We start from the raw sequence: 24,316 nt of genomic DNA, 5'->3' as shown, positions 1-24,316 counted from the left end.
CAACACCGGCGCGGGATGCGCCCGATCCCATGTTTTGCGGATGATTTGCATCGTATCGACGGGCTTCCATGTGATGCACCAAACGTGCGCACGCAACGAATGCACCGGATCCGTGCAGACAAGAAAACGGCGTATCGGGCGAGGTGCGCCCGATACGCCGTCTTGCGATGCCGTGTGGCAGTCTGCGATCAGTGCAGCTTGATCGACGGCTGGTTGAGGCTTTGCAGCCAGTGGCTCAGCGACTGAAACAGTGCGCGCTTCAGTCCGTACACGCTGAACAGATGCTTGCGGTACAGGAACTTGTACAGCCCGATCGCGGCGAACCCGTCGACGATCAGCGAGCGCGAACGCACGCCGAGGTCGGCCTGATACACGGCTCCCGCCCGGCCGAGCGACACGACGGTGCCCGCGTCGCGGAACGTGAAGCCCGGCGTCGGCCTGCCGGCGAGGCGCCGCGCGAGCGCATCGCCGAGGTACACGGCCTGCTGGTGCGCAACCTGTGCGCGCGGCGGCAGGAAACCGCTCGCATCGGCCGACGGGCACGCGGCACAATCGCCGAACGCATACACGTGCGGATCGTCGGGCGTCTGCAGCGTGTCGGTCACGATCACCTGATTCGACCGGTTAAGCGCGATGTCGCCGAGTTCCCGCAGCATCGCGGGGCCCGCGACGCCGGCCGCCCAGATCGTGATGTCGCTCGCAAGCCGCTCGCCGGTCGCGGTCATGACCGCGTCCGCGCCGACTTCCGCAACGCGCGTATTCGTCAGCACGTCGACGTTCATCGTGCGCAGTTGCGCCTGCATCCTGGCCGACAGCCTTTCGTCGAGCGCCGGCAGGATGCGCGGGCCGCCTTCGATCAGCCGGATGTGTACGTCGCGCGCCGACACCAGTGCCTTGAAGCGATACGTCGTCAGCTGCTGGATCGCATGACGCAGCGCCGCGGCCAGTTCGACACCCGTCGCGCCCGCGCCGATCACGTTGATGCAGATCGGTGCCGCGCGCCGCGCCGGCTGCTGCTCGGCCAGGTGGTTCGCCTTCGTGCAGGCGGCGAGGAACTTGCGGCGGAAATCCTCGGCCTGGTCGAGGTTTTCGAGCGGCAGCGCGTGACGCGCGGCGCCCGGCACGTTGAAGAAGTTCGTCACGCTGCCGACGGCCAGCACCAGATCGTCGTAGCCGAGCTCGCGTTGCGGCAGGATCTCCGTGCCGTCCGCGTCCTGCACCGGCGCGATGGTCGCCGTGCGTGCCGCGCGGTCGACCCGCTGCAGCGCGCCTTGCACGAAGCGGAAGCCGTGGCGCTTCGCCTGCGCCGCGTATTCGATCGAGTGCGAGGCCGGATCGCGATGGCCGGATGCGGCTTCGTGCAGCAGCGGCTTCCAGAAGTGCGTCGGGTAGCGGTCGACGAGCACGACGTCGGCTTGCCCGCGGCGGCCGACCGCGTCGCCGAGGCGCGTGGCGAGCTGCAGGCCGCCGGCGCCGCCGCCGACGATCACGATGCGCGGCACGCGGGGTGCGCGGTCCGTTGCAAGGGTAGGCGTGATGTGGTCCATGTTGTGGCTCCCGCTGATGACGATTCGGATGACATTGCTCAAGGACCGACGATATAGTTTTGAACCTACGCGAACAATTTAATGTTTATAAGCAACTCATATGTATTCACTTATAGGAAAGGCCGCGACGTTCCGGCAGCTGAAGGCGCTGGACATGATTGCGCGGCTCGGCAGCGTGTCGCGCGCGGCCGAGGAGCTGAACCTGACGCAGCCGGCCGTGTCGCTGCAGGTTCGCCTGCTCGAGGAGGCGGTGGGCGCTGCGCTGCTGCAGCGGGTGGGGCGCGGCGTGCAGCTGACCGCGGCCGGTGAAATCGTGGCGCGCTACGCGCGCGAGATCCTGTATCTGTGGAGCGAGGCCGGCGACGAAGTGGCCGCGCTGACGGGCGACCTCGGCGGCACGCTGCGGATCGGCGCGATTACGACGGCCGAGTATCTGATTCCGCCGCTGCTGGTGAAATTCACCGCGACGCGCCCGCACGTGAAGACCTATTTCAAGGTCGGCAATCGCGACGACATCATCCGCATGCTCGCGACGCATGAAATCGATCTCGCGGTGATGGGCAGCGCGCCGAGGGAGCTGCGCACGCACGCGGTCGAGTTCGCGAAGCATCCGATGGTGTTCGTCGCGGCGCCCGGCCATCCGCTGATGCAGCGCAAGCGTGTCGCGCTGAAGGATCTCGAATCCGCGCACCTGCTCGTGCGCGAACGCGGTGCGGGCACGCGCTCGACCGTCGAGAGCCTGTTCAAGACGGCCGGCCATCGCTTCCATGTGGGCTCCGAACTGTCGAGCAACGAGGCGATCAAGCAGATGGCCGAAGCAGGGCTCGGCGTCGCGTTCCTGTCGTTGCACGCGTGTGCACTCGAGTTGCGCACCGGGCTGCTCGGGCAACTGCCGTTTCCGGGCAACCCGATCGAGCGCGAATGGTATGTGGTCACGCTCGCCGACCGGCGGATCTCGCAGGTGACGGGGCTGTTTCGCGACTTCCTGATCAAGCAGGGCGCCCCGGTGATCGACGGCGCGACGGTGGCGCCGCACGAGCGGCGGCGCAAGTAGGCGCACGCCGGGGACGCGGGCGGCGTATGCGAGCCGTGCGTTCCGTCGGTCAAACGATCCCGAAGTCGTCGTTGCTGTCGGGAATCGACGCGAGCAGCCGTTCGAGGCGGTACCAGCCGATCATGCGCAGGCACCGCGCGGCGAAGGCGGTCCGGTTGTTGCGGGGAGCGGGGCCGGCAGGGCGGCGAGCCGCACGGGACGGCGAAGCGAGGATGAACGCCGCGCGTCGTGGGCAGGAATGGGGCATGACGGTCTCCGTAGGTGTCGGATGAGGCCATCGTAATCGTCGCGGCGCCCGGCCGCGCGCAGGCAAGGATGCAGCGGAGCAGGAACGGATGATCTTTTTCTGCCCGGCGCGGGAATGGCGGTACGCGCCCGGCAAGCGGCCCGGAAAAGCGTCACAATGCGCGTTCGACACCCGATCTGGTGGAGGGGAACCATGAGCGATCCGATTCTCGCCGCGCCGACTGACAACGGCGTGCCGGTCAGCCTGCGCTCCAGCCGCGGGCTCGGCTGGCGCGGCTTCGGCGCGTCGCTGCTGGAGATTCGCGCCGGTACGTACCGGATTCCGGCCACGGATCATCACCGCATCGGCGTGCATATCGGCTCGCCCGTGCGCGCGGATTGCGTGTGCGACGGCGAACGCGTGTCGCGCATCCAGGCCCACGGCGACATCGACGTGATTCCCGCCGGCCTGCCGGGCCAGTGGACCGACAGTGCCGACTGCCGGATCCTGCACGTCGCACTCAGCGACACGTTCGTGCGGCGCACGTTCGAGCAACTCGAGCTGAAGCCGTCGCAGGCGCAGATCCGCCGGCGGCTGCAGGTGCGCGATCCGCGCCTGCAGCACATCGCGTGGGCGATGGCCGCCGAACTCGAAGCGGAAGACGCGTCGGATCCGCTCTATGCGGAGAGCCTGTGCACGGCGCTCGTCGCGCGGCTGGCCGACAGCCAGCCGGTGTTTCGCGAGCGCCGGCGTATGCTTGCGCCGAAAGCGGCGGCGCGCGTGATCGACTATGTCGAGGCCAACCTCGAACGCCGCATGACGCTGGCCGAGCTCGCGGCGCTCGTGTCGATCAGCGTGCCGCATTTCAAGGTGCTGTTTCGCGAGACGCTCGGGATGCCGGTGCATCAGTACGTGGTGCGGCGCCGGGTCGAGCGTGCGAAGGCGTTGCTGCTCGAAGGCCGGCTCAGCATCAGCCAGATCGCGCTCGAAGCCGGGTTCGCGCATCAGAGCCACATGGCGAACTGGATGAATCGCGTGCTGGGCGTGACGCCGACGGAGGTCGCGCGCTCCGGGGCGCGTGGCGGGCTGCGGCTCGCTTATGACGGCGAGGACCGTTGATCGACCGCTGTACCGGATTGGCCCCGCGGGGGCCGACGATCGGCGAGCCCATGATCTGCCGGAGCAGGCGACGCGGCAGACACACTCGGCAACCGTGTAATCCGTCATCCGTTCGTGTTCCGATCATCCGTCCGTGCGCGTCACGTCGGCTGTGAGTGCCGACAATCACTGCACCATCATCCCCCGGGAGCGGATCGTGTTCGTGATCTTCGGAGCATCAGGCAACGTCGGACTGTCGACTGTAACGACCTTGCGCCAGGCAGGTCATCCCGTGCGCGCGGTGCTGCGCGACGCACGCCGGCGCGAACGCTTCGCGCAACTCGGCTGCGACGTCGCGATCGCCGATCTGACGGACGCCCGCGCGGTCGCCGCGGCGATCGATGGCGCGCAAGCCGTGCAGATGCTGTGCCCGGTGCCGATCGCCGACAGCGACCCGGCGGCAACGATGGAGCGGACGATCGACCTCGTGACCGGCGCGCTCGTCGCGAATCCGCCGCCGGCGCTGCTCGCGCTGTCGGACTATGGCGCCGAGCGCGACGGCAACACGGGCATCACGCGGCTCTTTCATCGTCTGGAGGAAAGGCTGAGGACGGTCCCGACGCGGCTCACGCTGCTGCGCTCGGCCGAACACCTGCAGAACTGGACCCGCGTGCTGCCCGTCGCACTCGCAACCGGCGTGCTGCCGAGCTTTCACCATCCGGTCGACAAGGTGTTTCCGACGGTCTGGGCGCCCGATGTCGGTGTCGCGGCGGCGCGGCTGCTGCTCGATTCCGCCGAAACCGGCAATGGGCCGCGTATCGTCAGCATCGAAGGGCCGCGGCGGGTGAGCGTGCGGGACATCGCGAATACGCTCGGTGCGGTCGCGGACCACGAGATCGTCGCGCGCGAACTGCCGCGCGACGCATGGACCGCGACGCTGTTGCGCGCCGGGCTCAGCGAGCGCCATGCACAACTGATCGTCGATCTCTATGACGCGCACAACGCGGGGCAGATCGATGTCGAGGCCGGCGTGTCGGAGCGGGTGCATGGCGCGACGACACCGGCGGAGGCATTCGCCAAGCTGGTGCGCGAGCATGCGCGGTGAGCGACGCGGCGGCTGAGCGGGCGCGCGCCGCGCGTTACGTTTGCCGCCGCGCCCAGCTCGTCACCGCATACGCGACCGACCCGATCACGATCCCCCAGAACGCGGACCCGAGCCCGAGCCACGTCATTCCCGATGCGGTCGCGAGGAACGTGATCACCGATGCCTCGCGATGCGCCTCGTCCTCGAAGATCCCGTGCACGTTCGCGCCGATCGCACCGATCAGCGCGAGCCCCGCGAGGATCGCGACGAACGCCTTCGGCAGTGCAAAGAACAGCGTGACGATCGTCCCCGCGAAGAGCCCGCCGATCAGGTAGATCACGCCGTTCGCGATGCCCGCGATGTAGCGCCGGTCCGGATCCTCGTGCGAATCCTTGCCGGTGCACAGCGCCGCGGTGATCGCCGCGACGACGATCGTGATCCCGCCGAAGCACGCGACGACGAGCGACATCACGCTGGTTGCGGTGATGATCGGCCGCGCCGGCGTGTGATAGCCCGAGACGCGCAGGATCGTCATCCCCGGCAGGAACTGGCCGGTGAGACTGACGACGACGAGCGGCAGCGCGAGGCTGAGCGTGGTGCCGAGCGTCCATTCGGGCGCGATGAAGATCGGCCGCGCGATGCTCGGCGACACGTTGCCGAGATGCGCCATCCCGAGCAGCGTCGCGAGCGCGGCGCCCGTCAGCAGCACGAGCACGATGCTGTAGCGCGGCAGCAGGCGCTTGAAGAGCACGTATGCCGCGATCATCCCGAACCCGAGCACCGGCTGCGCGGTCGCGGCGGAGAACGCATGCATGCCGAACGGCAGCAGGATCCCCGCCATCATCCCGCACGCGATGCCGCGCGGAATGTGGCGCACGAGCCGGTCGAAATAGCCGGTGATGCCGATCACGAGGATGATCAGCGCGGCCGTGATGTACGCGCCGACGGCCTGGTTCAGCGTCAGCTGCGGAAAGAGGCCGACGAGCAGCGCGGTGCCGGGCGCCGACCATGCGGTCACGATCGGCACCTTCAGTTTCCAGCTCGCGAAGAGGCCCGACACGCCCGCGCCGATCGAGATCGCCCAGACCCACGACGCCACCATCTCGTTGGAGACATGCGCGGCCTGCGACGCCTGAAAGAAGATCGCGAGCGGGCCCGCGTAGGAAATCAGCACCGCGAGAAAGCCCGCGGTCACCGCGGAGACGGACCAGTCGTTGCCGATCGAGCGGATCGCGCCGGGCGAGGTGTTCGGTTGCATCGTCGTAGGGGAGTGCGGCGCGCGGCCGGGCGGCTGAGCCGGGGCGAATGTCTGTCGGAGGCCCCGGACGATCCGTCATTCTGGGCATTGCCGTCGAAATTGGCAATTTGCCGATGAAGATCGATGCCGTCGGCTTTTCGTAAGAAATGCGCGTCGGGGCGGCCGTGCGGCATTGCGCGGGCGTCGTCGCATCGGGCGCCTTCACGGCGAAGCGCGACTCACTCAAGCACTACGTACTGATCTGAAGATACCCGTCGACGGCGGCGACCTTCGCACCACTGCCCGTCGACAGCGACGCCGTGCCCTGGTCGAACGGATGCACGGGCGTGTCGGTTGGCGTCCACGCATGGCGCGCCAGCAGTTCGCGATAGCCGCCGCGGATCACGAAGCCGCCGCATTTCTCCGCATACGCATCGCGCCGCATCCGGTACGCGCGCGGCAGGTCGTACCACGGCAGCGTCGGCAGGTCGTGATGCACGAGGTGATAGTTGTTGTTCAGGTACAGCAGCCGCATCGCGAAGCCGGCTTCGTTGATCGCGATGCGCGCCTTCGGGTGCCGCGCGGCGCGATGCTCGTACAGCGAACGGATCATCGCGAGCGACAGCGCGGGCCACGTGATGGCCAGCAGGTAGTACCACCACGGCACGCCGATTGCCCACTGCAGCCATGCGAGCAGCGCGACCACGCAGGCGGCGTGCGTGATCCACATCCGCAGATGGCGGAAGTCGCCGCGCCGGAACGCGGCGAATGCGTCGGCGAACATCGCGGCGACGCTCGTCGGCGGCCCGAACACGAGGCGTCCGGCGAAGGTGGTGCGCGCAACCGTCAGCGTGCGACGCCAGCGCGGTAGCCGCGCCCACCGCTCGCGCGACACGTAGTTCGTTTCCGGATCGACGCCCGGCACGGTCAGGTCCTCGTCGCGGTGATGGTCGAGGTGCGTGTCGCGATAGAGCGTGTACGGATACCAGATCGTCAGCGGCGGGTAGCCGAGCAGCCGGTTCACGAACGCGGAACGCGTCGGATGGCCGTGCAGCAGTTCGTGCTGCAGCGACATGTGCCATGCGCCGAGCAGGATCAGCGGCGGCGTCGCGGCCGCGAGCGACAGGCGCTCGGCGCGTACGAGCAGCAGCACGGCGAGCCAGCCGCCGTAGATCGCGACGACCAGCAGCCACGTCGGCCACTCGGTGCGGGCTGTGAAGCGGGCGTTGATTGCGGCGATCGCGCGCGCGTGGTCGACGTCGAAGTATTCGGCCATGGTGCTGGGGCGGGATGAAGCGGGTGATTCGGGTGCTATACGGGTAACGGGTAGTGGACGATCGCGCCGGTATGGGCCGCGATGCTGTTGACAGAAACGGGGCGCGGCTCGCGGTCGGCCGCTACGGCGGCTTGCGACGGTGTCGCGACACTGGAACGCTAACCGGCTCGCGTAGTCAGGCCAACCAAGCAATTCGCATTTGCTTATCGTTGCGCGGCAGATAAGCATTGACCGCCCCTGCGCGTGCCGGACCGGCGCGAAACCCAGGCGAACGGGCTTTCTCCAACGCATCGCCGATGCGTAGAATGCACGCATGAGCCCATGGATCGCCGGACTGCCGATGTACAACGTGACGCCGCGCCACGCCACACTGTGGCACGCGTTGCTGCGTGACGCGCTCGATGCGTTCGCGCGTGCCGGCGGGCCTGCCGGCGTCGCGCTGCTCGACGAGCCGTTCGGGGATCTGCATGCGCTGTGGCACCGCAACGACTTGCTGTTGTCGCAGACATGCGGTTATCCGTACCGGATGCTCGGATTGCGCGATGCCGTGTACCTGATCGCGACACCGGCATTCGATGCGCCCGGCTGCGACGGCGCGCGCTACAGCAGTGTGCTGGTGGTGTCGGCGCGCGTGTACGCGGGCGGCGCGACGACGCTGACTGCCTGTCGCGGATTGCGGGCAGCATTCAACGGCGCGGATTCACACAGCGGGATGAACGCGTTCCGGCATGCGGTCGCGCCGCATGCGCATGACGGGCGTTTCTTCAGTTCGGTCGTGTCGTTCGGCTCGCACCTGAACGTGCTGCGCGCGCTGGCGGCAGGCGTTGCCGATTGCGCGGCGATCGACTGCGTGACGTTCGCGTATGTGCGTGACGCGCTGCCCGAGTTGTTGAACGACGTCCGGATCATCGGCATGACGGCGTCGGCGCCGGGCTTGCCGTTGATTGCGTCGAAGGCGCTGGACGCCACGCTGGCAGGCGCGTTGCAGGATGCGCTCGATCACGCGGTCTCGGTCGATCCGGCGCGGGCGAACGCACTGCGGCTGAAGGGTTTCGAGCGTCTGCCGCCGAGTGCTTACGACACGATTGCCCGGCTCGCGCAGGACGCGGCCGCGCACGGGTATCCCGAGCTGGCGTGAGCGCAGCGTCCGCGCAACGGTGGCTAGAACGGCAAGGTGCCGGGCGGTGCGTTGCGTACCACGGCGAGCGTCGTGCCGATATGATCCTCGAGCGCGAGTGCCGCGCGCGCATCGGCGCGGCGCATCGCGGCTTCGAACAGGCATGTGTGCTCCGCATGCACGTCGCGCTTCGAATCGCCGAGCCCGATGCACACGCGCCGATAGCGTTCGCTTTGCTGCGACAGCATGCGCAGGATCAGGTACGTCCAGGGCGTCGCGGCCGCCGAAATCAGCGCTTCGTGAAAGCGCCGGTTGCACGCTTCCCATGCGGCGCGGTTTTCGATGGACACCGGCTGCTCCCAGGCCGACAGCATGTCGAAACTCTGCCGCACGCGTTGCGCCCATGCGTCGTCGCCGCGCCGCACGGAGTCGCGCAGCGCATCGACCTCGATATGAATGCGCAGCCGCGTGATGGCTTCGAGATCGTCGACCGACATCGGCGTCACGCGAAACCCGCGCTGCCCTTCGGCGACGACCAGCGCATCGCTGACGAGCCGCGTGAGCGCCTCGCGCAGCGTGCCCGCGCCGACGCCGTACACGTCCTTCAGATGCTCGACGCGCAGCTTCGTGCCGGGCGGGTGATGTCCCTCGATGATGTGTTGCCGGAGCTGGTGATAAGCATGCTCGCTGAGCGTGCGGGCATGCGGCTCGGCGGCGTCGGCGTCGGCCGGCTCGTGCGCCGGCGGCGGGTCGTCGAACGGATGGGCGGGCAGGATGGTGTTCATGTCACGCGTCCTCCTGATCCTGTTTGCGGTTGAGCCGATAGCTGAGTTGCGCGCGCGTCAGGCCGAGCAGGCGCGCGGCGGCCGACAGGTTGCCGTTCGCGCGGTCGACGGCCTCGTGCAGCAGCGCCCGCTCGAGGCCGTCGAGTCCGCCGCCGCCCTGCAACTGGTCGAGGATGGCGCCGCAGTCGATCGACATCGCGGCCGCCGGCCGGATCTGCCCGGCCCGATCGACCGTCGCGCCACCGGGCGCGCCGACGCCGGGGAACAGGTCCTTCGCGTCGACCGGACGGTTCGGGCGCGACAGGATCACCGCGCGCTCGATCAGGTTCTCGAGCTCGCGCACGTTGCCGGGCCAGCGGTAGCCGCGCAGCGTGTCGTAGGCGTAGTCGGTCAGCGTCGGCGTCGGCTTGCCGTGCACGGCCGCGAAGCGTTCGAGCATTGCGTCGGCGAGCGGCGCGATGTCGTCCTGCCGGTCGCGCAGCGGCGGAATCAGCACCGGGTAGACGTTGATCCGGTAATAGAGATCGGCGCGAAAGGTGCCGTCGCGCACGGCCTGCTCGAGATCGCGGTTGGTCGCCGCGACGACGCGGACGTCCACCTTCCGGCCCTCGGTCGCGCCGAGCCGCTCGACCTCGCCCTCCTGAAGCACGCGCAGCAGCTTTGCCTGCACGTCGAGCGGCAGCTCGCCGATCTCGTCGAGAAACAGCGTGCCGCCGTCCGCGCGCTCGAAGCGGCCGGCGCGCGCGGCTTGCGAGCCCGTGAACGCGCCTTTCTCCGCACCGAACAGTTCGGACTCGATCAGCGCATGCGGAATGGCCGCGCAGTTGATCGCGACGAACGGCTTCTGCGCGCGCGGGCTGAGGCCGTGCAGCGCACGCGCGAAGCGTTCCTTGCCGACGCCCGTTTCGCCGGTGAGCAGCACGGCGACCTTGGTCGGCGCGGCCGTTTCAAGCAGCGCATAGGCTGCACGAAATGCGTCGGAACGCCCGACGAGCCGGGTCCGGCTGTCGTCCGGCGCGATCTCGAGGCGCAGCGATTCGACTTCGGTCTGCAGGTCGCGGATCGTGTTGATCAGCGAGTCGGCCTTGAACCACGACGAGATCTCGTCGGCATCCGGCCATTCCTCGGCTGGCTTGCCGACGATCGTGCAGTGCGGGTCGTGCATGCCGACGCAGGTCGTTTCCTTGAACAGGATCGTCCGGCCGATGAACGCGCTGGTGTAGCCGGTCGCATAGCCGATCAGCATCCAGCAGACGGGTTCGGGCTGCGGCCCGAACGTGCGGCGGTGCACGTCGGCCTCCCATGAATGTTCCCAGCGGTACTCGCAATAGAACGCGCCCGTCGCGGGATCGGCCTCGAAGCGCACCGGCGTGACCTGAACGGCGCCTTCGAGCATGTGCAGTTGCGGGCCGACATGGAACATGTCGAACAACGACGCGCCGCTGCGAATTTCGCGGGCGAGCGCGGCGTCCCGTTCTCCGGCGGCGAAGCCGACCCGCGTGAAGAAGCGTCGCGTCTGTGCCGGTCCGACGCTTTCCATCAGTTCCTGGCGCAGCGTTGCCAGCGCGCCGGCATGCAGGAGCACCATCCGCTGACCGGCCAGCCAGATGCGACCGTCGCTCGCCGAAAAATGGATCAGCTTGCGCAGGTCGGTGTCCGGCGGCAATGGGGGCAGGCTGGGCCGCATCGTGTCTCCTCCGTCGAGATTTCTCGTGATTTTCAAGGTTTTCTCCAGCGGCGCCGCGGCGGGCGGATCGATTTGATCATTTCGTCAAATGCGTTCGACGGTGTTGCTCAAATGATGAAAGGCGCCACCGGATATGGGTTCAGGCGCGGTCGCCGACGAGCGATTTCCGTTCTGGTTAACCGCCATTGTGGATCGCGAATTTGAACTTCGCGTCAGGGCTTTCCCTCAATTATCGAGATTTTTTGAGCGCGTGCCCGCACGTGGCACGGATGCTGCATTGAAGTGCGGCATGGAGGCGACACCGATCATGAATCAGCACCCGACCGATCTTTCCCCGCTCGACCCTGGCCGCAAGTGCGCGCGCGTGACCGGCACGAACGTGCGCGGCTTCGTCGAATTCGAGTTTTCGCTCGGCGGCGCGCCGGATCTGTTCGTCGAGCTGACGTTGTCTCCTGCCGCCTTCGACGCGTTCTGCCGCGAACAGCAGGTGACGCGGCTCGACGTCGAAGCGAACCCATGACCTTGAGGAGCAAGAAGTGACCATCGAGCTGAAGACAGTCGACATCAAGCCGCTCCGGCACACCTTCGCGCATGTCGCGCAGAACATCGGCGGCGACAAGACGGCGACGCGCTACCAGGAAGGCATGATGGGCGCACAGCCCCAGGCGAACTTCCATTACCGGCCGACCTGGGACCCGGACCACGAGATCTTCGATCCGTCGCGTTCGGCGATACGGATGGCGAACTGGTACGCATTGAAGGATCCGCGCCAGTTCTACTACGCGTCGTGGGCGACGACGCGCGCGCGCCAGCAGGACGCGATGGAGTCGAACTTCGAGTTCGTCGAATCGCGCCGGATGATTGGCCTGATGCGCGACGACGTGGCCGCGCAGGCGCTCGACGTGCTGGTGCCGCTGCGCCATGCCGCGTGGGGCGCGAACATGAACAACGCGCAGATCTGCGCGCTCGGCTACGGTACCGCGTTCACCGCGCCCGCGATGTTCCATGCGATGGACAACCTCGGCGTCGCGCAGTACCTGACGCGCCTCGCGCTCGCGATGGCCGAGCCCGACGTGCTCGATGCGGCCAAGGCCAGCTGGACGAACGACGCCGCATGGCAGCCGCTGCGCCGCTATGTGGAGGACACGCTGGTCGTGGCCGACCCGGTCGAGCTTTTCGTTGCGCAGAACCTCGCGCTCGACGGCCTGCTGTATCCGCTCGTCTACGACCGCTTCATCGACGAACGGATCGCGCTCGCGGGCGGCTCGGCGGTCGCGATGCTCACCGCGTTCATGCCGGAATGGCACGCCGAATCGAATCGCTGGATCGACGCGGTCGTGAAGACCATGGCCGCGGAGTCCGACGACAACCGCGCGCTGCTCGCCCGCTGGACCCGAGACTGGTCCGCACGGGCCGACGCGGCGCTCGCACCGGTCGCGGCGCGCGCGTTGGAGGATGCCGGCCGGGCAGCGCTCGACGAAGTGCGCGAGCAGTTCCATGCACGCGTCGCAAAGCTCGGCCTCGCGCTCTGACGCCGCGCATATCCCCTCAATCCAAGGAAAGCCAGCATGTCGAACGTATTCATCGCCTTTCAGACAAATGAGGACTCCAGACCGATCGTCGACGCGATCGTCGCCGACAACCCGCACGCGGTGGTGGTCGAGTCGCCCGGGATGGTCAAGATCGACGCGCCGGACCGGCTGACGATCCGCCGCGAAACGATCGAGGAACTGACCGGCACGCGCTTCGACCTGCAGCAGCTGCAGGTGAACCTGATCACGCTGTCCGGCCACATCGACGAAGACGACGACCAGTTCACGCTGAGCTGGTCGCACTGAACGCCGCGCAACACGCACCGACAACACCGGAGACACGAATGGACACGCCAACGCTCAAGAAAAAGCTCGGCCTGAAGGACCGCTACGCGGCGATGACGCGCGGCCTCGGCTGGGAGACGACCTACCAGCCGATGGACAAGGTCTTCCCGTACGACCGTTACGAAGGCATCAAGATCCACGACTGGGACAAGTGGGTCGACCCGTTCCGCCTGACGATGGATGCGTACTGGAAATACCAGGGCGAGAAGGAGAAGAAGCTGTACGCGGTGCTCGATGCGTTCACGCAGAACAACGCGTTCCTCGGCGTGACCGACGCGCGCTACATCAACGCGCTGAAGCTGTTCATCCAGGGCGTGACGCCGCTTGAATATCTCGCGCATCGCGGTTTCGCGCACGTCGGCCGGCACTTCACCGGCGAGGGCGCGCGCATCGCGTGCCAGATGCAGTCGATCGACGAGTTGCGGCACTACCAGACCGAAACGCACGCGATGTCGACGTACAACAAGTTCTTCAACGGCTTCCATCATTCGAACCACTGGTTCGACCGCGTCTGGTACCTGTCGGTGCCGAAGTCGTTCTTCGAGGACGCGTATTCGTCGGGGCCGTTCGAGTTCCTGACGGCGGTCAGCTTCTCGTTCGAATACGTGCTGACGAACCTGCTGTTCGTGCCGTTCATGTCGGGCGCCGCTTACAACGGCGACATGTCCACCGTCACGTTCGGCTTTTCCGCGCAGTCGGACGAATCGCGTCACATGACGCTCGGCATCGAGTGCATCAAGTTCCTGCTCGAGCAGGACCCGGACAACGTGCCGATCGTGCAGCGCTGGATCGACAAGTGGTTCTGGCGCGGCTACCGGCTGCTCACGCTGGTCGCGATGATGATGGACTACATGCAGCCGAAGCGCGTGATGAGCTGGCGCGAGTCGTGGGAGATGTACGCGGAGCAGAACGGCGGCGCGCTGTTCAAGGATCTCGCGCGCTACGGCATTCGCGAGCCGAAGGGCTGGCAGGACGCCTGCGAAGGCAAGGACCACATCAGCCACCAGGCATGGTCGACATTCTACGGCTTCAACGCGGCGTCGGCGTTCCACACGTGGGTGCCGACCGAGGACGAGATGGCGTGGCTGTCCGCGAAGTATCCCGACTCGTTCGACCGCTATTACCGCCCGCGCTTCGACTACTGGGGAGAGCAGGCGAAGGCCGGCAACCGCTTCTACATGAAGACGCTGCCGATGCTGTGCCAGACCTGCCAGATCCCGATGCTGTTCACCGAGCCCGGCAACCCGACGAAGATCGGCGCGCGCGAGTCGAACTACCTCGGCAACAAGTTCCATTTCTGCAGCGATCACTGCAAGGAAATCTTCGACCACGAGCCGCAGAAGTACGTGCAGGCGTGGTTGCCCGTGCACCAGATCTATCAGGGCAACTGCTTCCCGCCCGATGCGGACCCGAGCGCGGAAGGCTTCGATCCGCTCGCCGCGGTGCTCGATTACTACGAAGTGCAGATGGGCCGCGACAACCTCGATTTCGACGGCTCGGAAGACCAGAAGAACTTCGCGGCCTGGCGCGGCCAGGCCACGAGCAACTGATCGATACACAACCTTGAACGAGACCGGCGTACGCGCGAATGCGCAAACGCCGGCCGACAGGAGACAAGCATGACCGTCATCGCGCTCAAACCCTACGACTTCCCGGTGAAGGACGCGGTCGAGAAGTTTCCGGCGCCGCTGCTCTACGTGTGCTGGGAAGACCACCTGATGTTCCCGGCGCCGTTCTGCCTGCCGCTGCCGCCCGACATGCCGTTCGGCGCGCTCGCGCGCGACGTGCTGCCACCCATCTACGGCTATCACCCCGACTTCGCGAAGATCGACTGGGGCCGCGTCGAGTGGTTTCGCTCCGGTGAGCCGTGGACGCCCGACGCAGCGAAGAGCCTGGCCGACAACGGCCTCGGGCACAAGGACCTGATCAGCTTCCGCACGCCGGGCCTCGACGGCCTCGGCGGCGCGAGCTTCTGACCGCCACGCGGACGAGCGAACCATCATGAGCCACCAACTTACCATCGAGCCGCTGGGCGTCACGATCGAGGTCGAGGAAGGACAGACGATGCTCGATGCCGCGCTGCGCCAGGGCATCTACATTCCGCATGCGTGCTGTCACGGCCTGTGCGGCACCTGCAAGGTCGCGGTGCTCGACGGCGAGACCGATCTCGGCGACGCGAACCCGTTCGCGCTGATGGATTTCGAGCGCGAGGAAGGCAAGGCGCTCGCGTGCTGCGCGACGCTGCAGGCCGACACCGTGATCGAGGCCGACGTCGACGAGGAACCGGACGCGGAAATCATTCCGGTCAAGGACTTCGCGGCTGAAGTGACGCGCATCGAGCAGCTCACGCCAACCATCAAGTCGATCCGGCTGAAGCTGTCGCAGCCGATGCATTTCCAGGCGGGACAGTACGTGCAGCTGGAGATTCCCGGTCTCGGGCAGAGCCGCGCGTTCTCGATCGCGAACGCGCCGGCCGACGTCGCGGCCACCGGCGAGATCGAGCTGAACGTGCGGCAGGTGCCGGGCGGGCTCGGCACCGGCTACCTGCACGAGCAGCTGGCCACCGGCGACCGCATGCGGCTGTCGGGCCCGTACGGGCGCTTCTTCGTGCGTCGCTCGGCCGCGCGGCCGATGATCTTCATGGCTGGCGGATCGGGGCTGTCGAGCCCGCGCTCGATGATCGCGGACCTGCTCGCCAGCGGCGTCACCGCGCCGATCACGCTGGTCTACGGCCAGCGCAACGCGAAGGAGCTGTACTACCACGACGAATTCCGCGCGCTCGCGGAACGCCACCCGAACTTCACGTACGTGCCGGCGCTGTCCGAAGGCGCGCCGGATGCCGGCGGCGACGTCGCGCAAGGGTTCGTGCACGACGTCGCGAAGGCGCATTTCGACGGCGACTTCTCGGGGCACCAGGCATACCTGTGCGGCCCGCCCGCGATGATCGACGCGTGCATCACGACGCTGATGCAGGGGCGCCTGTTCGAGCGCGACATCTATCACGAGAAGTTCATCTCGGCGGCCGACGCGCAACAGACGCGCAGCCCGCTGTTCCGGCGGGTGTGACATGGATGCGGGTCGCGTATGCGGGACGGTCAGGATCGCGCAGACCGACGAGCGCTATGCGTGCGTGTCGGGCGAGTCGTTGCTGGCCGGCATGGCGAAGCTCGGCCGGCGCGGCATTCCGGTCGGCTGCCTGAACGGCGGGTGCGGCGTGTGCAAGGTGCGCGTGCTGCGCGGCGCGGTGCGCAAGCTCGGGCCGGTCAGCCGGGCACACGTCAGCGCTGAAGAGGAGAACGACGGCTATGCGCTCGCGTGCCGTGTGGTGCCGGACGGCGACGTGGAACTGGAAGTGGCTGGCCGGCTGAAAAAGCCGTTCTTCTGCGGCGCGGCCCGTGCCGGCGCGCCGACGATCGACAAGTAACCAGGAAACCAGGAGGAGACACATCATGGGTGTGATGCGTATTGGTCATGTCAGTCTGAAGGTGATGGACATGGAAGCGGCGCTGCGTCATTACGTGCGCGTGCTCGGCATGCAGGAGACGATGCGCGACGCGGCGGGCAACGTCTATCTGAAATGCTGGGACGAATGGGACAAGTATTCGCTGATCCTGTCGCCGTCCGACCAGGCGGGGCTCAAGCACGCCGCGTACAAGGTCGAGCACGACGCCGACCTGGACGCGTTCCAGCAGCGTATCGAGGCATACGGGATCGCGACCGAGATGCTGCCCGAAGGCGCGCTGCCGGCGGTTGGCCGTCAATTGCGGTTCCTGCTGCCGAGCGGGCACGAACTGCGGCTGTTCGCGAAGAAGGAGCTGGTGGGCACCGCGGTCGGCTCGCTGAACCCCGATCCGTGGCCCGACGATGTTCCGGGCTCGGCCGTGCACTGGCTCGACCACTGCCTGCTGATGTGCGAACTGAACCCCGAAACCGGCGTGAACCGTGTCGAGGAGAACACGCGCTTCATGGCCGAGTGTCTCGACTTCCATCTGGCGGAACAGGTGATGGTCGGCCCCGGCAACACGATCCGGGCCGCGACGTGGATGTTCCGCAGCACGACGCCGCACGACATCGCGTTCGTCGGCGGCCCGAGCAACGGCCTGCATCACATCGCGTTCTTCCTCGACGACTGGGCCGACGTGCTGAAGTCGGCCGACGTCATGGCGAAGAACAAGGTGAAGATCGACGTCGCGCCGACGCGGCACGGCATCACGCGCGGCACCACCATCTATTTCTTCGATCCGAGCGGCAACCGCAACGAGACGTTCGCGGGGCTGGGTTATCTCGCGCAACCCGATCGCCCGGTCACGACGTGGACCGAGGAGGAGCTCGGGCGCGGGATCTTCTACCACTCCGGCGAGCTGAACGAAGCGTTCACGACCGTCTACACCTGAGCCGCAAGGAGCCCAGCGTCATGGATCGAAACGACACGAACCGCAGCATCGACACGCGCGCGATCGACTGGCCCGCCGCGGCACGCGCGGCGCAGGCGGCGGCCGAGGCCGCCGAACGGCTCGGCGTGCGCGTCAACGTCGCGGTCGTCGATGCGGCCGGACTGCTCGCGGCATTCGTCCGCATGCCCGGCGCACCGTTGCATTCGATCGATATCGCGATCGACAAGGCGTACACGGCCGCGAGCTTCGGTCTGCCCACCGGCGCGTGGCACGCCGCATTGGCGTCGCACTCGGACGCGGTGCGGCAAGGCCTCGTGCTGCGGCCGCGCTTCGTCGCATTCGGCGGCGGGTTGCCGATCGTCGAAGACGGCGCGTTGATCGGCGGCATCGGCGTATCGGGCGGCAGCGAGGCGCAGGACGAGCAATGCGCGAACGCGGGGCTCGATGCGGCCGGCTTCGGCGGGCCATGACGCACGGCACGCAAACGCGCTCCACGAACCCACGGATTGACGACTATCGGCACACACATCATGTACGACACCGAACCCATCGCCGCGACACGCGGCCCCGCCGGCGGGCAGCCGGAACCGCGGCTCGTCCGCAACTTCATCGACGGCGACTATCGCGCGGGCGAACGCTGGTTCGACAAGCGCTCGCCGCTCGACAACGCGGTGATCGCGCGCGTCGCCGAAGCGAGCCGCGCGGATGTCGACGCGGCGGTACAGGCCGCACGCGCGGCGCTGGCCGGCCCGTGGGGCGGCCTGACCGTCGCGCAGCGCGTCGAGCTCCTGTATGCGGTGGCCGACGGCATCACGCGCCGCTTCGACGATTTCCTCGAAGCCGAAGTGGCCGACACCGGCAAGCCGGTGAGCCTCGCCAGCCATATCGACATCCCGCGCGGCGCCGCGAACTTCAAGGTGTTCGCCGACGTGGTGAAGAACGTGCCCGGCGAAACCTTCGAGATGGCGACGCCGGACGGTGCGGGCGCGCTCAACTACGCGATCCGCCGGCCGGTCGGCGTGGTCGGCGTGATCTGCCCGTGGAATCTGCCGCTGCTGCTGATGACGTGGAAGGTCGGGCCCGCGCTCGCGTGCGGCAACACGGTGGTCGTGAAGCCGTCGGAGGAGACGCCGCAGACGGCCGCGCTGCTCGGCGAGGTGATGAACGCGGCCGGCGTGCCGCGCGGCGTCTACAACGTCGTGCACGGCTTCGGGCCCGGCTCGGCCGGCGAATTCCTGACGACCCATCCGGGTGTGAACGCGATCACGTTCACCGGCGAGACGCGCACCGGCGCGGCGATCATGAAAGCCGCGGCCGACGGCGCGCGGCCCGTCAGCCTCGAGATGGGCGGCAAGAACGCGGCGATCGTGTTCGCCGATTGCGATTTCGATGCGGCCGTCGAGGGCACGTTGCGCTCGTGCTTCGCGAACGCGGGGCAGGTGTGCCTCGGCACCGAGCGTGTGTATGTCGAGCGTCCGCTGTTCGAGCGTTTCGTCGCCGCGCTGAAGGCCGGCGCCGAACGGCTGCGGCCGGGCCGCCCGGAAGCGGAGTCGACCGGCCTCGGCCCGCTCATCAGCCAGGAGCATCGCGACAAGGTGCTGTCGTATTACCGCAAGGCGGCCGAACTCGGTGCGACGGTCGTGACGGGCGGTGGCGTGCCCGACATGCCGGAGGACCTGCGCGGCGGCGCGTGGGTGCAGCCGACGATCTGGACCGGCCTCGGCGACGATTCGCCGATCGCGCGCGACGAGATCTTCGGGCCGTGCACGCTCGTGATGCCGTTCGATTCCGAAGCCGAGGTGATCGGCCGCGCGAACGCGAATGCGTACGGGCTGTCGACCGCGATCTGGACGACCAACCTGTCGCGCGCGCACCGCGTCGCGGCGTCGATCGACGTCGGCATCGCGTGGGTCAATTCATGGTTCCTGCGTGACCTGCGTACCGCGTTCGGCGGCGCCAAGCAATCGGGCATCGGCCGCGAGGGCGGCGTGCATTCGCTCGAGTTCTACACGGAGCTCCGCAACGTCTGCATCAAGCTCTGACCCTCTGTTAATGACCGGAAAACTCTTATGGACTCCACGTTGATTACCACGCTGGGCGACCGGCTGTACGACGCGATGACGTCGCGCGAGCCCATCGCGCCGCTGACGTCGCAGCACGAGGACCTGTCGGTCGACGACGCGTACCGGATCCAGCAGCGCTTCGTGCAGCGCCGCCTGGATGCCGGCGAGACCGTCATCGGCAAGAAGATCGGCGTCACGTCGAAGGCGGTGATGGACATGCTCGGCGTCTACCAGCCCGACTTCGGCTACCTGCTGTCGGGCATGGTGTACGGCGAGGGCGAATGCATCGCGCTCGACACGCTGATCCAGCCGAAGGCCGAAGGCGAGATCGCGTTCGTGCTGAAGCGCGACCTGCTCGGCCCGGGCGTGACGAACGCGATGGTGCTCGCCGCGACCGAGTGCGTGATGCCGTGCTTCGAGATCGTCGACTCGCGCATCCGCGACTGGAAGATCCGCATCGGCGACACGGTGGCCGACAACGCGTCGTGCGGCGTGTTCGTGCTCGGCGACCGGGCGGTGAGCACGCGCAGCGTCGATCTGTCGACCTGCGGATTGGTGCTCGAGAAGAACGGCGACGTGATCGGCACCGGCGCCGGCGCGGCCGCGCTCGGCTCGCCGGTCAATGCCGTCGCATGGCTCGCCAACACGCTCGGCCGCCTCGGCATCCCGCTGAAGGCCGGCGAAGTGATTCTGTCCGGCGCGCTCGCAGCGATGGCGCCGGTCGGGCGCGGCGACAACTTCCGCGTGTCGATCGGCGGGATCGGCGCGTGTTCGGTGCGGTTCGCGTGAGCGCCGCCCGTTCCCCTTTCCACGCAAACGAGGAATTCCCCATGACCCGAAAGATCCGTTGCGCGCTGATCGGTCCCGGCAACATCGGCACCGACCTGCTCGCCAAACTGATGCGCAGCCCCGTGCTCGAACCCGTGTGGATGGTCGGCATCGATCCCGATTCCGATGGCCTGAAGCGCGCGCGCGAACTCGGCCTCAAGACCACCTCGGACGGCGTCGACGGCCTGCTGCCGCATGTGCAGGCCGACGGCGTGCAGATCGCGTTCGACGCGACGAGCGCATACGTCCACGCGGAAAACAGCCGCAAGCTGAACGCGCTCGGCGTGCTGATGATCGACCTGACGCCGGCCGCGATCGGCCCGTACTGCGTGCCGCCCGTCAACCTGATGGATCACATCGGCTCCGGCGAGATGAACGTGAACATGGTCACGTGCGGCGGCCAGGCGACGATTCCGATGGTGCGCGCGATCTCCCGCGTGCAGCCGGTCGCGTACGGCGAGATCGTCGCGACCGTGTCGTCGCGCTCGGTCGGCCCCGGCACCCGCAAGAACATCGACGAATTCACGCGCACCACGGCCGCGGCCGTCGCGCAGGTCGGCGGCGCGAACGAGGGCAAGGCGATCATCGTGATCAACCCGGCCGACCCGCCGCTCATCATGCGCGACACCGTGCACTGCCTGACCGAAACCGCGCCCGACGAAGCGCGCATCGTCGAATCGGTGCACGCGATGATCGCCGACGTGCAGCGCTACGTGCCCGGCTACCGGCTCGTCAACGGGCCGGTGTTCGACGGCAACCGCGTGTCGGTCTATCTCGAGGTCGAAGGTCTCGGCGACTACCTGCCGAAATACGCGGGCAACCTCGACATCATGACGGCCGCCGCCGCGCGCACCGCCGAGATGTTCGCCGAGGAACTGCTGGCCGGACGCCTCACGCTGGCATCGGCCGCCCAGGCGGCCTGACGCCGGCAGACGCGACTTCCACGACCGGACAAGAAAGGAACGGCAATGAATCTCAAAGGCAAACGAATCACCGTCCACGACATGACGCTGCGTGACGGCATGCATCCGAAGCGTCACCAGATGACGCTCGACCAGATGCGCTCGATCGCGAGCGGGCTCGACGCGGCCGGCGTGCCGCTGATCGAAGTTACGCACGGCGACGGCCTCGGCGGCTCGTCGGTCAACTACGGCTTTCCCGCGCATACCGACGCGGAATACCTCGGCGCGGTGATCCCGCTGCTCAAGCGCGCGAAGGTGTCGGCGCTGCTGCTGCCGGGCATCGGCACCGTCGACCACCTGAAGGAGGCGCACGCGCTCGGCGTGCATACGATTCGCGTCGCGACGCACTGCACCGAGGCGGACGTCTCCGAGCAGCACATCGCGATGGCGCGCAAGCTCGACATGGATACCGTCGGCTTCCTGATGATGAGCCACATGAACAGCCCCGACGGGCTGGTGAAGCAGGCGAAGCTGATGGAGTCGTACGGCGCGAACTGCATCTACATCACCGATTCGGCCGGCTACATGCTGCCCGACGACGTGAAGGCCCGCCTGGCAGCCGTGCGCGACGCGCTGCTGCCTGAAACGGAACTGGGCTTCCACGGCCACCACAACCTCGCGATGGGCGTCGCGAACTCGATCGCCGCGATCGAGGCCGGTGCGAACCGGATCGACGGCGCGGCGGCGGGGCTCGGCGCCGGCGCGGGCAACACGCCGCTGGAAGTGTTCGTCGCCGTCTGCGAGCGGATGGGCATCGAGACCGGCATCGACGTGTGGAAGATCCAGGACGTCGCCGAGGATCTCGTCGTGCCGATGATGGACTTCCCGATCCGCATCGACCGCGACGCGCTGACGCTCGGCTATGCGGGCGTGTACGGCTCGTTCCTGCTGTTCGCGAAGCGCGCGGGCGAGAAGTACGGGATTCCGGCGCGCGACATCCTCGTCGAGCTCGGCCGGCGCGGCATGGTCGGCGGGCAGGAGGACATGATCGAGGACACCGCGCTGACGCTCGCGAAGGCGCGCGCGGCGCAACCGAAGCGGGAGGCCGCATGAATCTGACGACCGACACGATCGAGTCGCTGGCCGCGCATCTCGACGACTGCATGCGCGAGGCGCGCGACACGCCGAAGATCACCGACCGTCATCCGGAGATGGACTGGGACGACGCGTACGCGGTGCAGGATGCGATCCGCCGCCGGCAGCTTGCGCGCGGCGCGCGGATCGTCGGCTACAAGGCTGGCCTGACGTCGCACGCGAAGATGCGGCAGATGGGGGTGGACACGCCCGTGTTCGGCTTCCTGACCGACGTCCATGACCTGCCGGACGGCGGCGAGTGCGATACGTCCGCGCTGATTCATCCGAAGGTGGAGCCGGAGATCGCATTCGTGACGAAGGCCGAACTGAAGGGGCCCGGCTGCCATGTCGGCGCGGTACTCGCCGCGACGGACTTCGTCGTCGCCGGGATCGAGGTGATCGACAGCCGCTACCGCGACTTCAAATTCGACCTGAAGAGCGTGGTGGCCGACAACACGTCGGCCGCGCGCTTCGTCGCGGGCGGCCGGCCGCTGGCTGTGGACGGCGTCGACCTGCGCACGCTCGGCATCGTGCTCGAGAAGAACGGGCTGCCGGTCGCGTTCGGCGCCGGTGCGGCCGTGCTCGGGCATCCGGCCGCCGCGATCGCGATGCTCGCGAATCACCTGGGGGCGCGCGGCGAATCGATTCCGGCGGGCAGCCTGATCCTGTCGGGCGGCATCACGGAGGCGGTGGCCGTCGCGGCCGGCGACAACGTGACGCTGCGCGTGCAGGACATCGGGTCGGTCGGCCTGCGATTCATCTGAACGTTCCGAACGCAAAGGGAGGCCATCGTGCCGGTAGCACATCTGTACATCCTGGAAGGCCGCGACGACGACAAGAAGGAACGCCTGATCGCCGAAGTCACCGAAGCCATCCATCGCTCGCTCGACGCACCGCTCGAATCGGTGCGCGTGATCATCACCGAGATGCCGAAGGGGCACTTCGGGATCGGCGGGCAGAGCGCGAAGAAGCGCGGGCGCTGATGCGCCGCGCACCATCGAAAATCGACTGGAGGACGTCATGTCAACCAATCCCGAACTGGGCCGCCGGATCGTCGCGGGCGGCCTCGACACCAACTATCACGACGTCGGCGACGGGCCGCCCGTGCTGCTGATCCACGGTTCGGGGCCGGGTGTCACGGCCTACGCGAACTGGCGGCTCACGATGCCCGCGCTCGCCGAGCAGTTTCGCGTGATCGCACCGGACATGGCCGGATTCGGCGAAACCGAGCGGCCGCGCGATTACGTGTATTCGATGGACCACTGGGTCGACCACGCACTCGGCCTGCTCGATGCGCTCGGCGTCGAGCGCGCGCACGTGATCGGTAATTCGTTCGGCGGCGCGCTGGCGCTCGCGCTGGCGATCCGGGCGCCGGAGCGTGTCGGCCGGCTCGTGCTGATGGGCGCGGCCGGCACGCGCTTCACGCTGACCGAAGGGCTCGACGCGGTGTGGGGCTACACGCCGTCGATCGCGAACATGCGCGGCCTGCTGGACATCTTCGCGTTCGATCGCACGCTCGTGAACGACGAGCTCGCGAAGCTGCGCTACGACGCGAGCGTGCGGCCCGGCTACCAGGAAGCGTTCGCGAACATGTTTCCGGCCCCGCGCCAGCGCTGGGTCGATGCGCTCGCGAGCGACGAGGTGAAACTGCGCGCGCTGCCGCACGACACACTGATCGTCCATGGCCGCGAGGATCGCGTGATTCCGCTCGACAGCTCGATGAGGCTGCTGGAACTGCTGCCGAACGCGCAACTGCACGTGTTCGGCAACTGCGGACACTGGACGCAGATCGAGCATGCGGCGCGGTTCAACCGGCTGGTGATCGATCATTTCAGCGAGTCGACGGACTGATCGACCCGCGCCGACGACGGTATGCCGTGCGACGGCGCGCGCCAGGTTGGGTGGGGCACGAGGAATCGCATGTCGTGATCGTGCGGATTGCCGGACGGAGGCCGGCGAGATCCCGCTGATCGCGAGCCGGGCGCAATTTCAAGCGATGGATAGCAG

At 67.6% G+C, this 24,316-nt stretch carries 26 protein-coding genes; 20 read left to right on the top strand and 6 right to left on the bottom strand.

Translation table 11 applies throughout. The annotated features are described in order from the left end of the window. Positions 1 to 188: 188 nt before the first annotated feature. Positions 189 to 1,547, bottom strand: coding sequence for an NAD(P)/FAD-dependent oxidoreductase (locus DIE11_RS24595; protein ID WP_124627745.1), 1,359 nt, complete (start codon positions 1,545 to 1,547; stop codon positions 189 to 191). Between the two features lie 100 nt (positions 1,548 to 1,647). Here DIE11_RS24595 and DIE11_RS24590 point away from each other — a divergent pair, with 100 nt between their 5' ends. Continuing rightward, positions 1,648 to 2,601, top strand: coding sequence for a LysR family transcriptional regulator (locus DIE11_RS24590; RefSeq protein ID WP_124627743.1), 954 nt, complete (start codon positions 1,648 to 1,650; stop codon positions 2,599 to 2,601). Positions 2,602 to 2,650: 49 nt separating this feature from the next. On the opposite strand, the gene DIE11_RS24585 is transcribed toward DIE11_RS24590, so the two are convergent. Further along, positions 2,651 to 2,848 carry a hypothetical protein gene (locus DIE11_RS24585; protein ID WP_059604892.1) on the bottom strand — a complete coding sequence of 66 codons (198 nt, stop codon included), beginning with the start codon at positions 2,846 to 2,848 and terminating at the stop codon, positions 2,651 to 2,653. A gap of 192 nt (positions 2,849 to 3,040) precedes the next feature. Here DIE11_RS24585 and DIE11_RS24580 point away from each other — a divergent pair, with 192 nt between their 5' ends. Both DIE11_RS24580 and DIE11_RS24575 read left to right on the top strand, forming a co-directional pair. Then, complete coding sequence (locus tag DIE11_RS24580; RefSeq protein WP_124627741.1) at positions 3,041 to 3,946, top strand: AraC family transcriptional regulator; 906 nt, start codon at positions 3,041 to 3,043, stop codon at positions 3,944 to 3,946. A 196-nt stretch (positions 3,947 to 4,142) separates the two neighbouring features. Then, entirely contained in the window at positions 4,143 to 5,030 is an 888-nt protein-coding gene (locus tag DIE11_RS24575) for an NAD(P)H-binding protein (protein ID WP_124627739.1), read from the top strand. A 34-nt stretch (positions 5,031 to 5,064) separates the two neighbouring features. Here DIE11_RS24575 and DIE11_RS24570 read toward each other — a convergent pair whose 3' ends face one another. Both DIE11_RS24570 and DIE11_RS24565 read right to left on the bottom strand, forming a co-directional pair. After that, positions 5,065 to 6,267, bottom strand: a complete 1,203-nt coding sequence (locus tag DIE11_RS24570; RefSeq protein ID WP_124627737.1) for a benzoate/H(+) symporter BenE family transporter — start codon at positions 6,265 to 6,267, stop codon at positions 5,065 to 5,067. A gap of 229 nt (positions 6,268 to 6,496) precedes the next feature. Continuing rightward, positions 6,497 to 7,522 carry a fatty acid desaturase gene (locus DIE11_RS24565; RefSeq protein ID WP_124627735.1) on the bottom strand — a complete coding sequence of 342 codons (1,026 nt, stop codon included), beginning with the start codon at positions 7,520 to 7,522 and terminating at the stop codon, positions 6,497 to 6,499. 313 nt (positions 7,523 to 7,835) lie between these two features. Between DIE11_RS24565 and DIE11_RS24560 the strand changes: the two genes are divergently transcribed. Beyond that, complete coding sequence (locus DIE11_RS24560) at positions 7,836 to 8,660, top strand: phosphate/phosphite/phosphonate ABC transporter substrate-binding protein (protein ID WP_124627733.1); 825 nt, start codon at positions 7,836 to 7,838, stop codon at positions 8,658 to 8,660. 23 nt (positions 8,661 to 8,683) lie between these two features. On the opposite strand, the gene DIE11_RS24555 is transcribed toward DIE11_RS24560, so the two are convergent. After that, a complete protein-coding gene (locus DIE11_RS24555; RefSeq protein WP_059604908.1) occupies positions 8,684 to 9,424 on the bottom strand; it encodes a GntR family transcriptional regulator in 741 nt (246 codons plus the stop codon). A gap of 1 nt (position 9,425) precedes the next feature. After that, positions 9,426 to 11,111, bottom strand: a complete 1,686-nt coding sequence (locus DIE11_RS24550; protein ID WP_124627820.1) for a sigma-54-dependent Fis family transcriptional regulator — start codon at positions 11,109 to 11,111, stop codon at positions 9,426 to 9,428. 133 nt (positions 11,112 to 11,244) lie between these two features. On the opposite strand from DIE11_RS24550, the gene DIE11_RS37065 reads away from it, so the two are divergent. The 16 genes from DIE11_RS37065 to DIE11_RS24470 all read left to right on the top strand — a co-directional run bounded on the left by DIE11_RS37065 (position 11,245) and on the right by DIE11_RS24470 (position 24,160). Continuing rightward, positions 11,245 to 11,631, top strand: coding sequence for a phenol hydroxylase subunit (locus tag DIE11_RS37065; protein WP_260437171.1), 387 nt, complete (start codon positions 11,245 to 11,247; stop codon positions 11,629 to 11,631). 16 nt (positions 11,632 to 11,647) lie between these two features. Continuing rightward, complete coding sequence (locus DIE11_RS24540; protein ID WP_124627731.1) at positions 11,648 to 12,643, top strand: phenol hydroxylase; 996 nt, start codon at positions 11,648 to 11,650, stop codon at positions 12,641 to 12,643. A 36-nt stretch (positions 12,644 to 12,679) separates the two neighbouring features. Further along, positions 12,680 to 12,949, top strand: coding sequence for an MmoB/DmpM family protein (locus tag DIE11_RS24535; RefSeq protein ID WP_059604920.1), 270 nt, complete (start codon positions 12,680 to 12,682; stop codon positions 12,947 to 12,949). 38 nt (positions 12,950 to 12,987) lie between these two features. Continuing rightward, a complete protein-coding gene (locus DIE11_RS24530; protein WP_124627729.1) occupies positions 12,988 to 14,538 on the top strand; it encodes an aromatic/alkene/methane monooxygenase hydroxylase/oxygenase subunit alpha in 1,551 nt (516 codons plus the stop codon). A gap of 69 nt (positions 14,539 to 14,607) precedes the next feature. After that, on the top strand, positions 14,608 to 14,964 hold the full coding sequence (locus tag DIE11_RS24525) for a phenol hydroxylase subunit P4 (RefSeq protein WP_059604926.1): 357 nt from the start codon (positions 14,608 to 14,610) through the stop codon (positions 14,962 to 14,964). 25 nt (positions 14,965 to 14,989) lie between these two features. Then, the gene (locus DIE11_RS24520) at positions 14,990 to 16,054 is read left to right on the top strand and encodes an NADH:ubiquinone reductase (Na(+)-transporting) subunit F (RefSeq protein WP_124627727.1); all 1,065 of its coding nucleotides are present in this window, start codon (positions 14,990 to 14,992) and stop codon (positions 16,052 to 16,054) included. A 1-nt stretch (position 16,055) separates the two neighbouring features. Continuing rightward, positions 16,056 to 16,412, top strand: coding sequence for a 2Fe-2S iron-sulfur cluster-binding protein (locus DIE11_RS24515; RefSeq protein WP_059604931.1), 357 nt, complete (start codon positions 16,056 to 16,058; stop codon positions 16,410 to 16,412). A 25-nt stretch (positions 16,413 to 16,437) separates the two neighbouring features. After that, positions 16,438 to 17,382 carry a catechol 2,3-dioxygenase gene (locus DIE11_RS24510; protein ID WP_124627725.1) on the top strand — a complete coding sequence of 315 codons (945 nt, stop codon included), beginning with the start codon at positions 16,438 to 16,440 and terminating at the stop codon, positions 17,380 to 17,382. Between the two features lie 20 nt (positions 17,383 to 17,402). Beyond that, positions 17,403 to 17,852: a heme-binding protein gene (locus DIE11_RS24505; RefSeq protein WP_124627723.1), complete on the top strand. Its 450-nt coding sequence runs from the start codon at positions 17,403 to 17,405 to the stop codon at positions 17,850 to 17,852. 60 nt (positions 17,853 to 17,912) lie between these two features. After that, positions 17,913 to 19,424, top strand: coding sequence for a 2-hydroxymuconic semialdehyde dehydrogenase (locus DIE11_RS24500; protein ID WP_124627816.1), 1,512 nt, complete (start codon positions 17,913 to 17,915; stop codon positions 19,422 to 19,424). A 27-nt stretch (positions 19,425 to 19,451) separates the two neighbouring features. Further along, positions 19,452 to 20,234 (top strand): 2-oxopent-4-enoate hydratase, encoded by a 783-nt coding sequence (gene dmpE / locus DIE11_RS24495; protein WP_124627721.1) that lies wholly within the window; start codon positions 19,452 to 19,454, stop codon positions 20,232 to 20,234. A gap of 41 nt (positions 20,235 to 20,275) precedes the next feature. Continuing rightward, on the top strand, positions 20,276 to 21,196 hold the full coding sequence (locus DIE11_RS24490; protein WP_124627719.1) for an acetaldehyde dehydrogenase (acetylating): 921 nt from the start codon (positions 20,276 to 20,278) through the stop codon (positions 21,194 to 21,196). A 45-nt stretch (positions 21,197 to 21,241) separates the two neighbouring features. Further along, the gene (gene dmpG / locus DIE11_RS24485; protein WP_124627717.1) at positions 21,242 to 22,288 is read left to right on the top strand and encodes a 4-hydroxy-2-oxovalerate aldolase; all 1,047 of its coding nucleotides are present in this window, start codon (positions 21,242 to 21,244) and stop codon (positions 22,286 to 22,288) included. Next, positions 22,285 to 23,073, top strand: coding sequence for a 2-oxo-3-hexenedioate decarboxylase (dmpH, locus tag DIE11_RS24480; RefSeq protein WP_059604954.1), 789 nt, complete (start codon positions 22,285 to 22,287; stop codon positions 23,071 to 23,073). The genes dmpG and dmpH overlap by 4 nt, the downstream gene beginning before the upstream one ends. Before the next feature lie 24 nt (positions 23,074 to 23,097). After that, positions 23,098 to 23,292, top strand: coding sequence for a 2-hydroxymuconate tautomerase (locus DIE11_RS24475; protein ID WP_260437172.1), 195 nt, complete (start codon positions 23,098 to 23,100; stop codon positions 23,290 to 23,292). A 37-nt stretch (positions 23,293 to 23,329) separates the two neighbouring features. After that, entirely contained in the window at positions 23,330 to 24,160 is an 831-nt protein-coding gene (locus tag DIE11_RS24470) for an alpha/beta fold hydrolase (protein WP_124627715.1), read from the top strand. Positions 24,161 to 24,316 lie beyond the last annotated feature (156 nt).

It is taken from the genome of Burkholderia sp. Bp9012, assembly GCF_003853825.1.
GTDB classification, from domain to species: Bacteria; Pseudomonadota; Gammaproteobacteria; order Burkholderiales; family Burkholderiaceae; genus Burkholderia; species Burkholderia diffusa.
Note: the sequence above shows the minus strand (reverse complement) of the source record. Positions and strands in the feature narration are given on the sequence as shown.

Coding starts and splice junctions, on each gene's coding strand:
- DIE11_RS24590 (WP_124627743.1), top strand. CDS start 1,648: ATGTATTCACTTATAGGAAAGGCCGCGACGTTCCGGCAGCTGAAGGCG.
- DIE11_RS24510 (WP_124627725.1), top strand. CDS start 16,438: ATGGGTGTGATGCGTATTGGTCATGTCAGTCTGAAGGTGATGGACATG.
- DIE11_RS24470 (WP_124627715.1), top strand. CDS start 23,330: ATGTCAACCAATCCCGAACTGGGCCGCCGGATCGTCGCGGGCGGCCTC.
- DIE11_RS24560 (WP_124627733.1), top strand. CDS start 7,836: ATGAGCCCATGGATCGCCGGACTGCCGATGTACAACGTGACGCCGCGC.
- DIE11_RS24555 (WP_059604908.1), bottom strand. CDS start 9,424: ATGAACACCATCCTGCCCGCCCATCCGTTCGACGACCCGCCGCCGGCG.
- DIE11_RS24490 (WP_124627719.1), top strand. CDS start 20,276: ATGACCCGAAAGATCCGTTGCGCGCTGATCGGTCCCGGCAACATCGGC.
- DIE11_RS37065 (WP_260437171.1), top strand. CDS start 11,245: ATGGGTTCAGGCGCGGTCGCCGACGAGCGATTTCCGTTCTGGTTAACC.
- DIE11_RS24595 (WP_124627745.1), bottom strand. CDS start 1,547: ATGGACCACATCACGCCTACCCTTGCAACGGACCGCGCACCCCGCGTG.
- DIE11_RS24580 (WP_124627741.1), top strand. CDS start 3,041: ATGAGCGATCCGATTCTCGCCGCGCCGACTGACAACGGCGTGCCGGTC.
- DIE11_RS24570 (WP_124627737.1), bottom strand. CDS start 6,267: ATGCAACCGAACACCTCGCCCGGCGCGATCCGCTCGATCGGCAACGAC.
- DIE11_RS24515 (WP_059604931.1), top strand. CDS start 16,056: ATGGATGCGGGTCGCGTATGCGGGACGGTCAGGATCGCGCAGACCGAC.
- DIE11_RS24550 (WP_124627820.1), bottom strand. CDS start 11,111: ATGCGGCCCAGCCTGCCCCCATTGCCGCCGGACACCGACCTGCGCAAG.
- DIE11_RS24505 (WP_124627723.1), top strand. CDS start 17,403: ATGGATCGAAACGACACGAACCGCAGCATCGACACGCGCGCGATCGAC.
- DIE11_RS24530 (WP_124627729.1), top strand. CDS start 12,988: ATGGACACGCCAACGCTCAAGAAAAAGCTCGGCCTGAAGGACCGCTAC.
- dmpH (WP_059604954.1), top strand. CDS start 22,285: ATGAATCTGACGACCGACACGATCGAGTCGCTGGCCGCGCATCTCGAC.
- DIE11_RS24500 (WP_124627816.1), top strand. CDS start 17,913: ATGTACGACACCGAACCCATCGCCGCGACACGCGGCCCCGCCGGCGGG.
- DIE11_RS24525 (WP_059604926.1), top strand. CDS start 14,608: ATGACCGTCATCGCGCTCAAACCCTACGACTTCCCGGTGAAGGACGCG.
- DIE11_RS24585 (WP_059604892.1), bottom strand. CDS start 2,848: ATGCCCCATTCCTGCCCACGACGCGCGGCGTTCATCCTCGCTTCGCCG.
- DIE11_RS24520 (WP_124627727.1), top strand. CDS start 14,990: ATGAGCCACCAACTTACCATCGAGCCGCTGGGCGTCACGATCGAGGTC.
- dmpG (WP_124627717.1), top strand. CDS start 21,242: ATGAATCTCAAAGGCAAACGAATCACCGTCCACGACATGACGCTGCGT.
- DIE11_RS24565 (WP_124627735.1), bottom strand. CDS start 7,522: ATGGCCGAATACTTCGACGTCGACCACGCGCGCGCGATCGCCGCAATC.
- DIE11_RS24535 (WP_059604920.1), top strand. CDS start 12,680: ATGTCGAACGTATTCATCGCCTTTCAGACAAATGAGGACTCCAGACCG.
- dmpE (WP_124627721.1), top strand. CDS start 19,452: ATGGACTCCACGTTGATTACCACGCTGGGCGACCGGCTGTACGACGCG.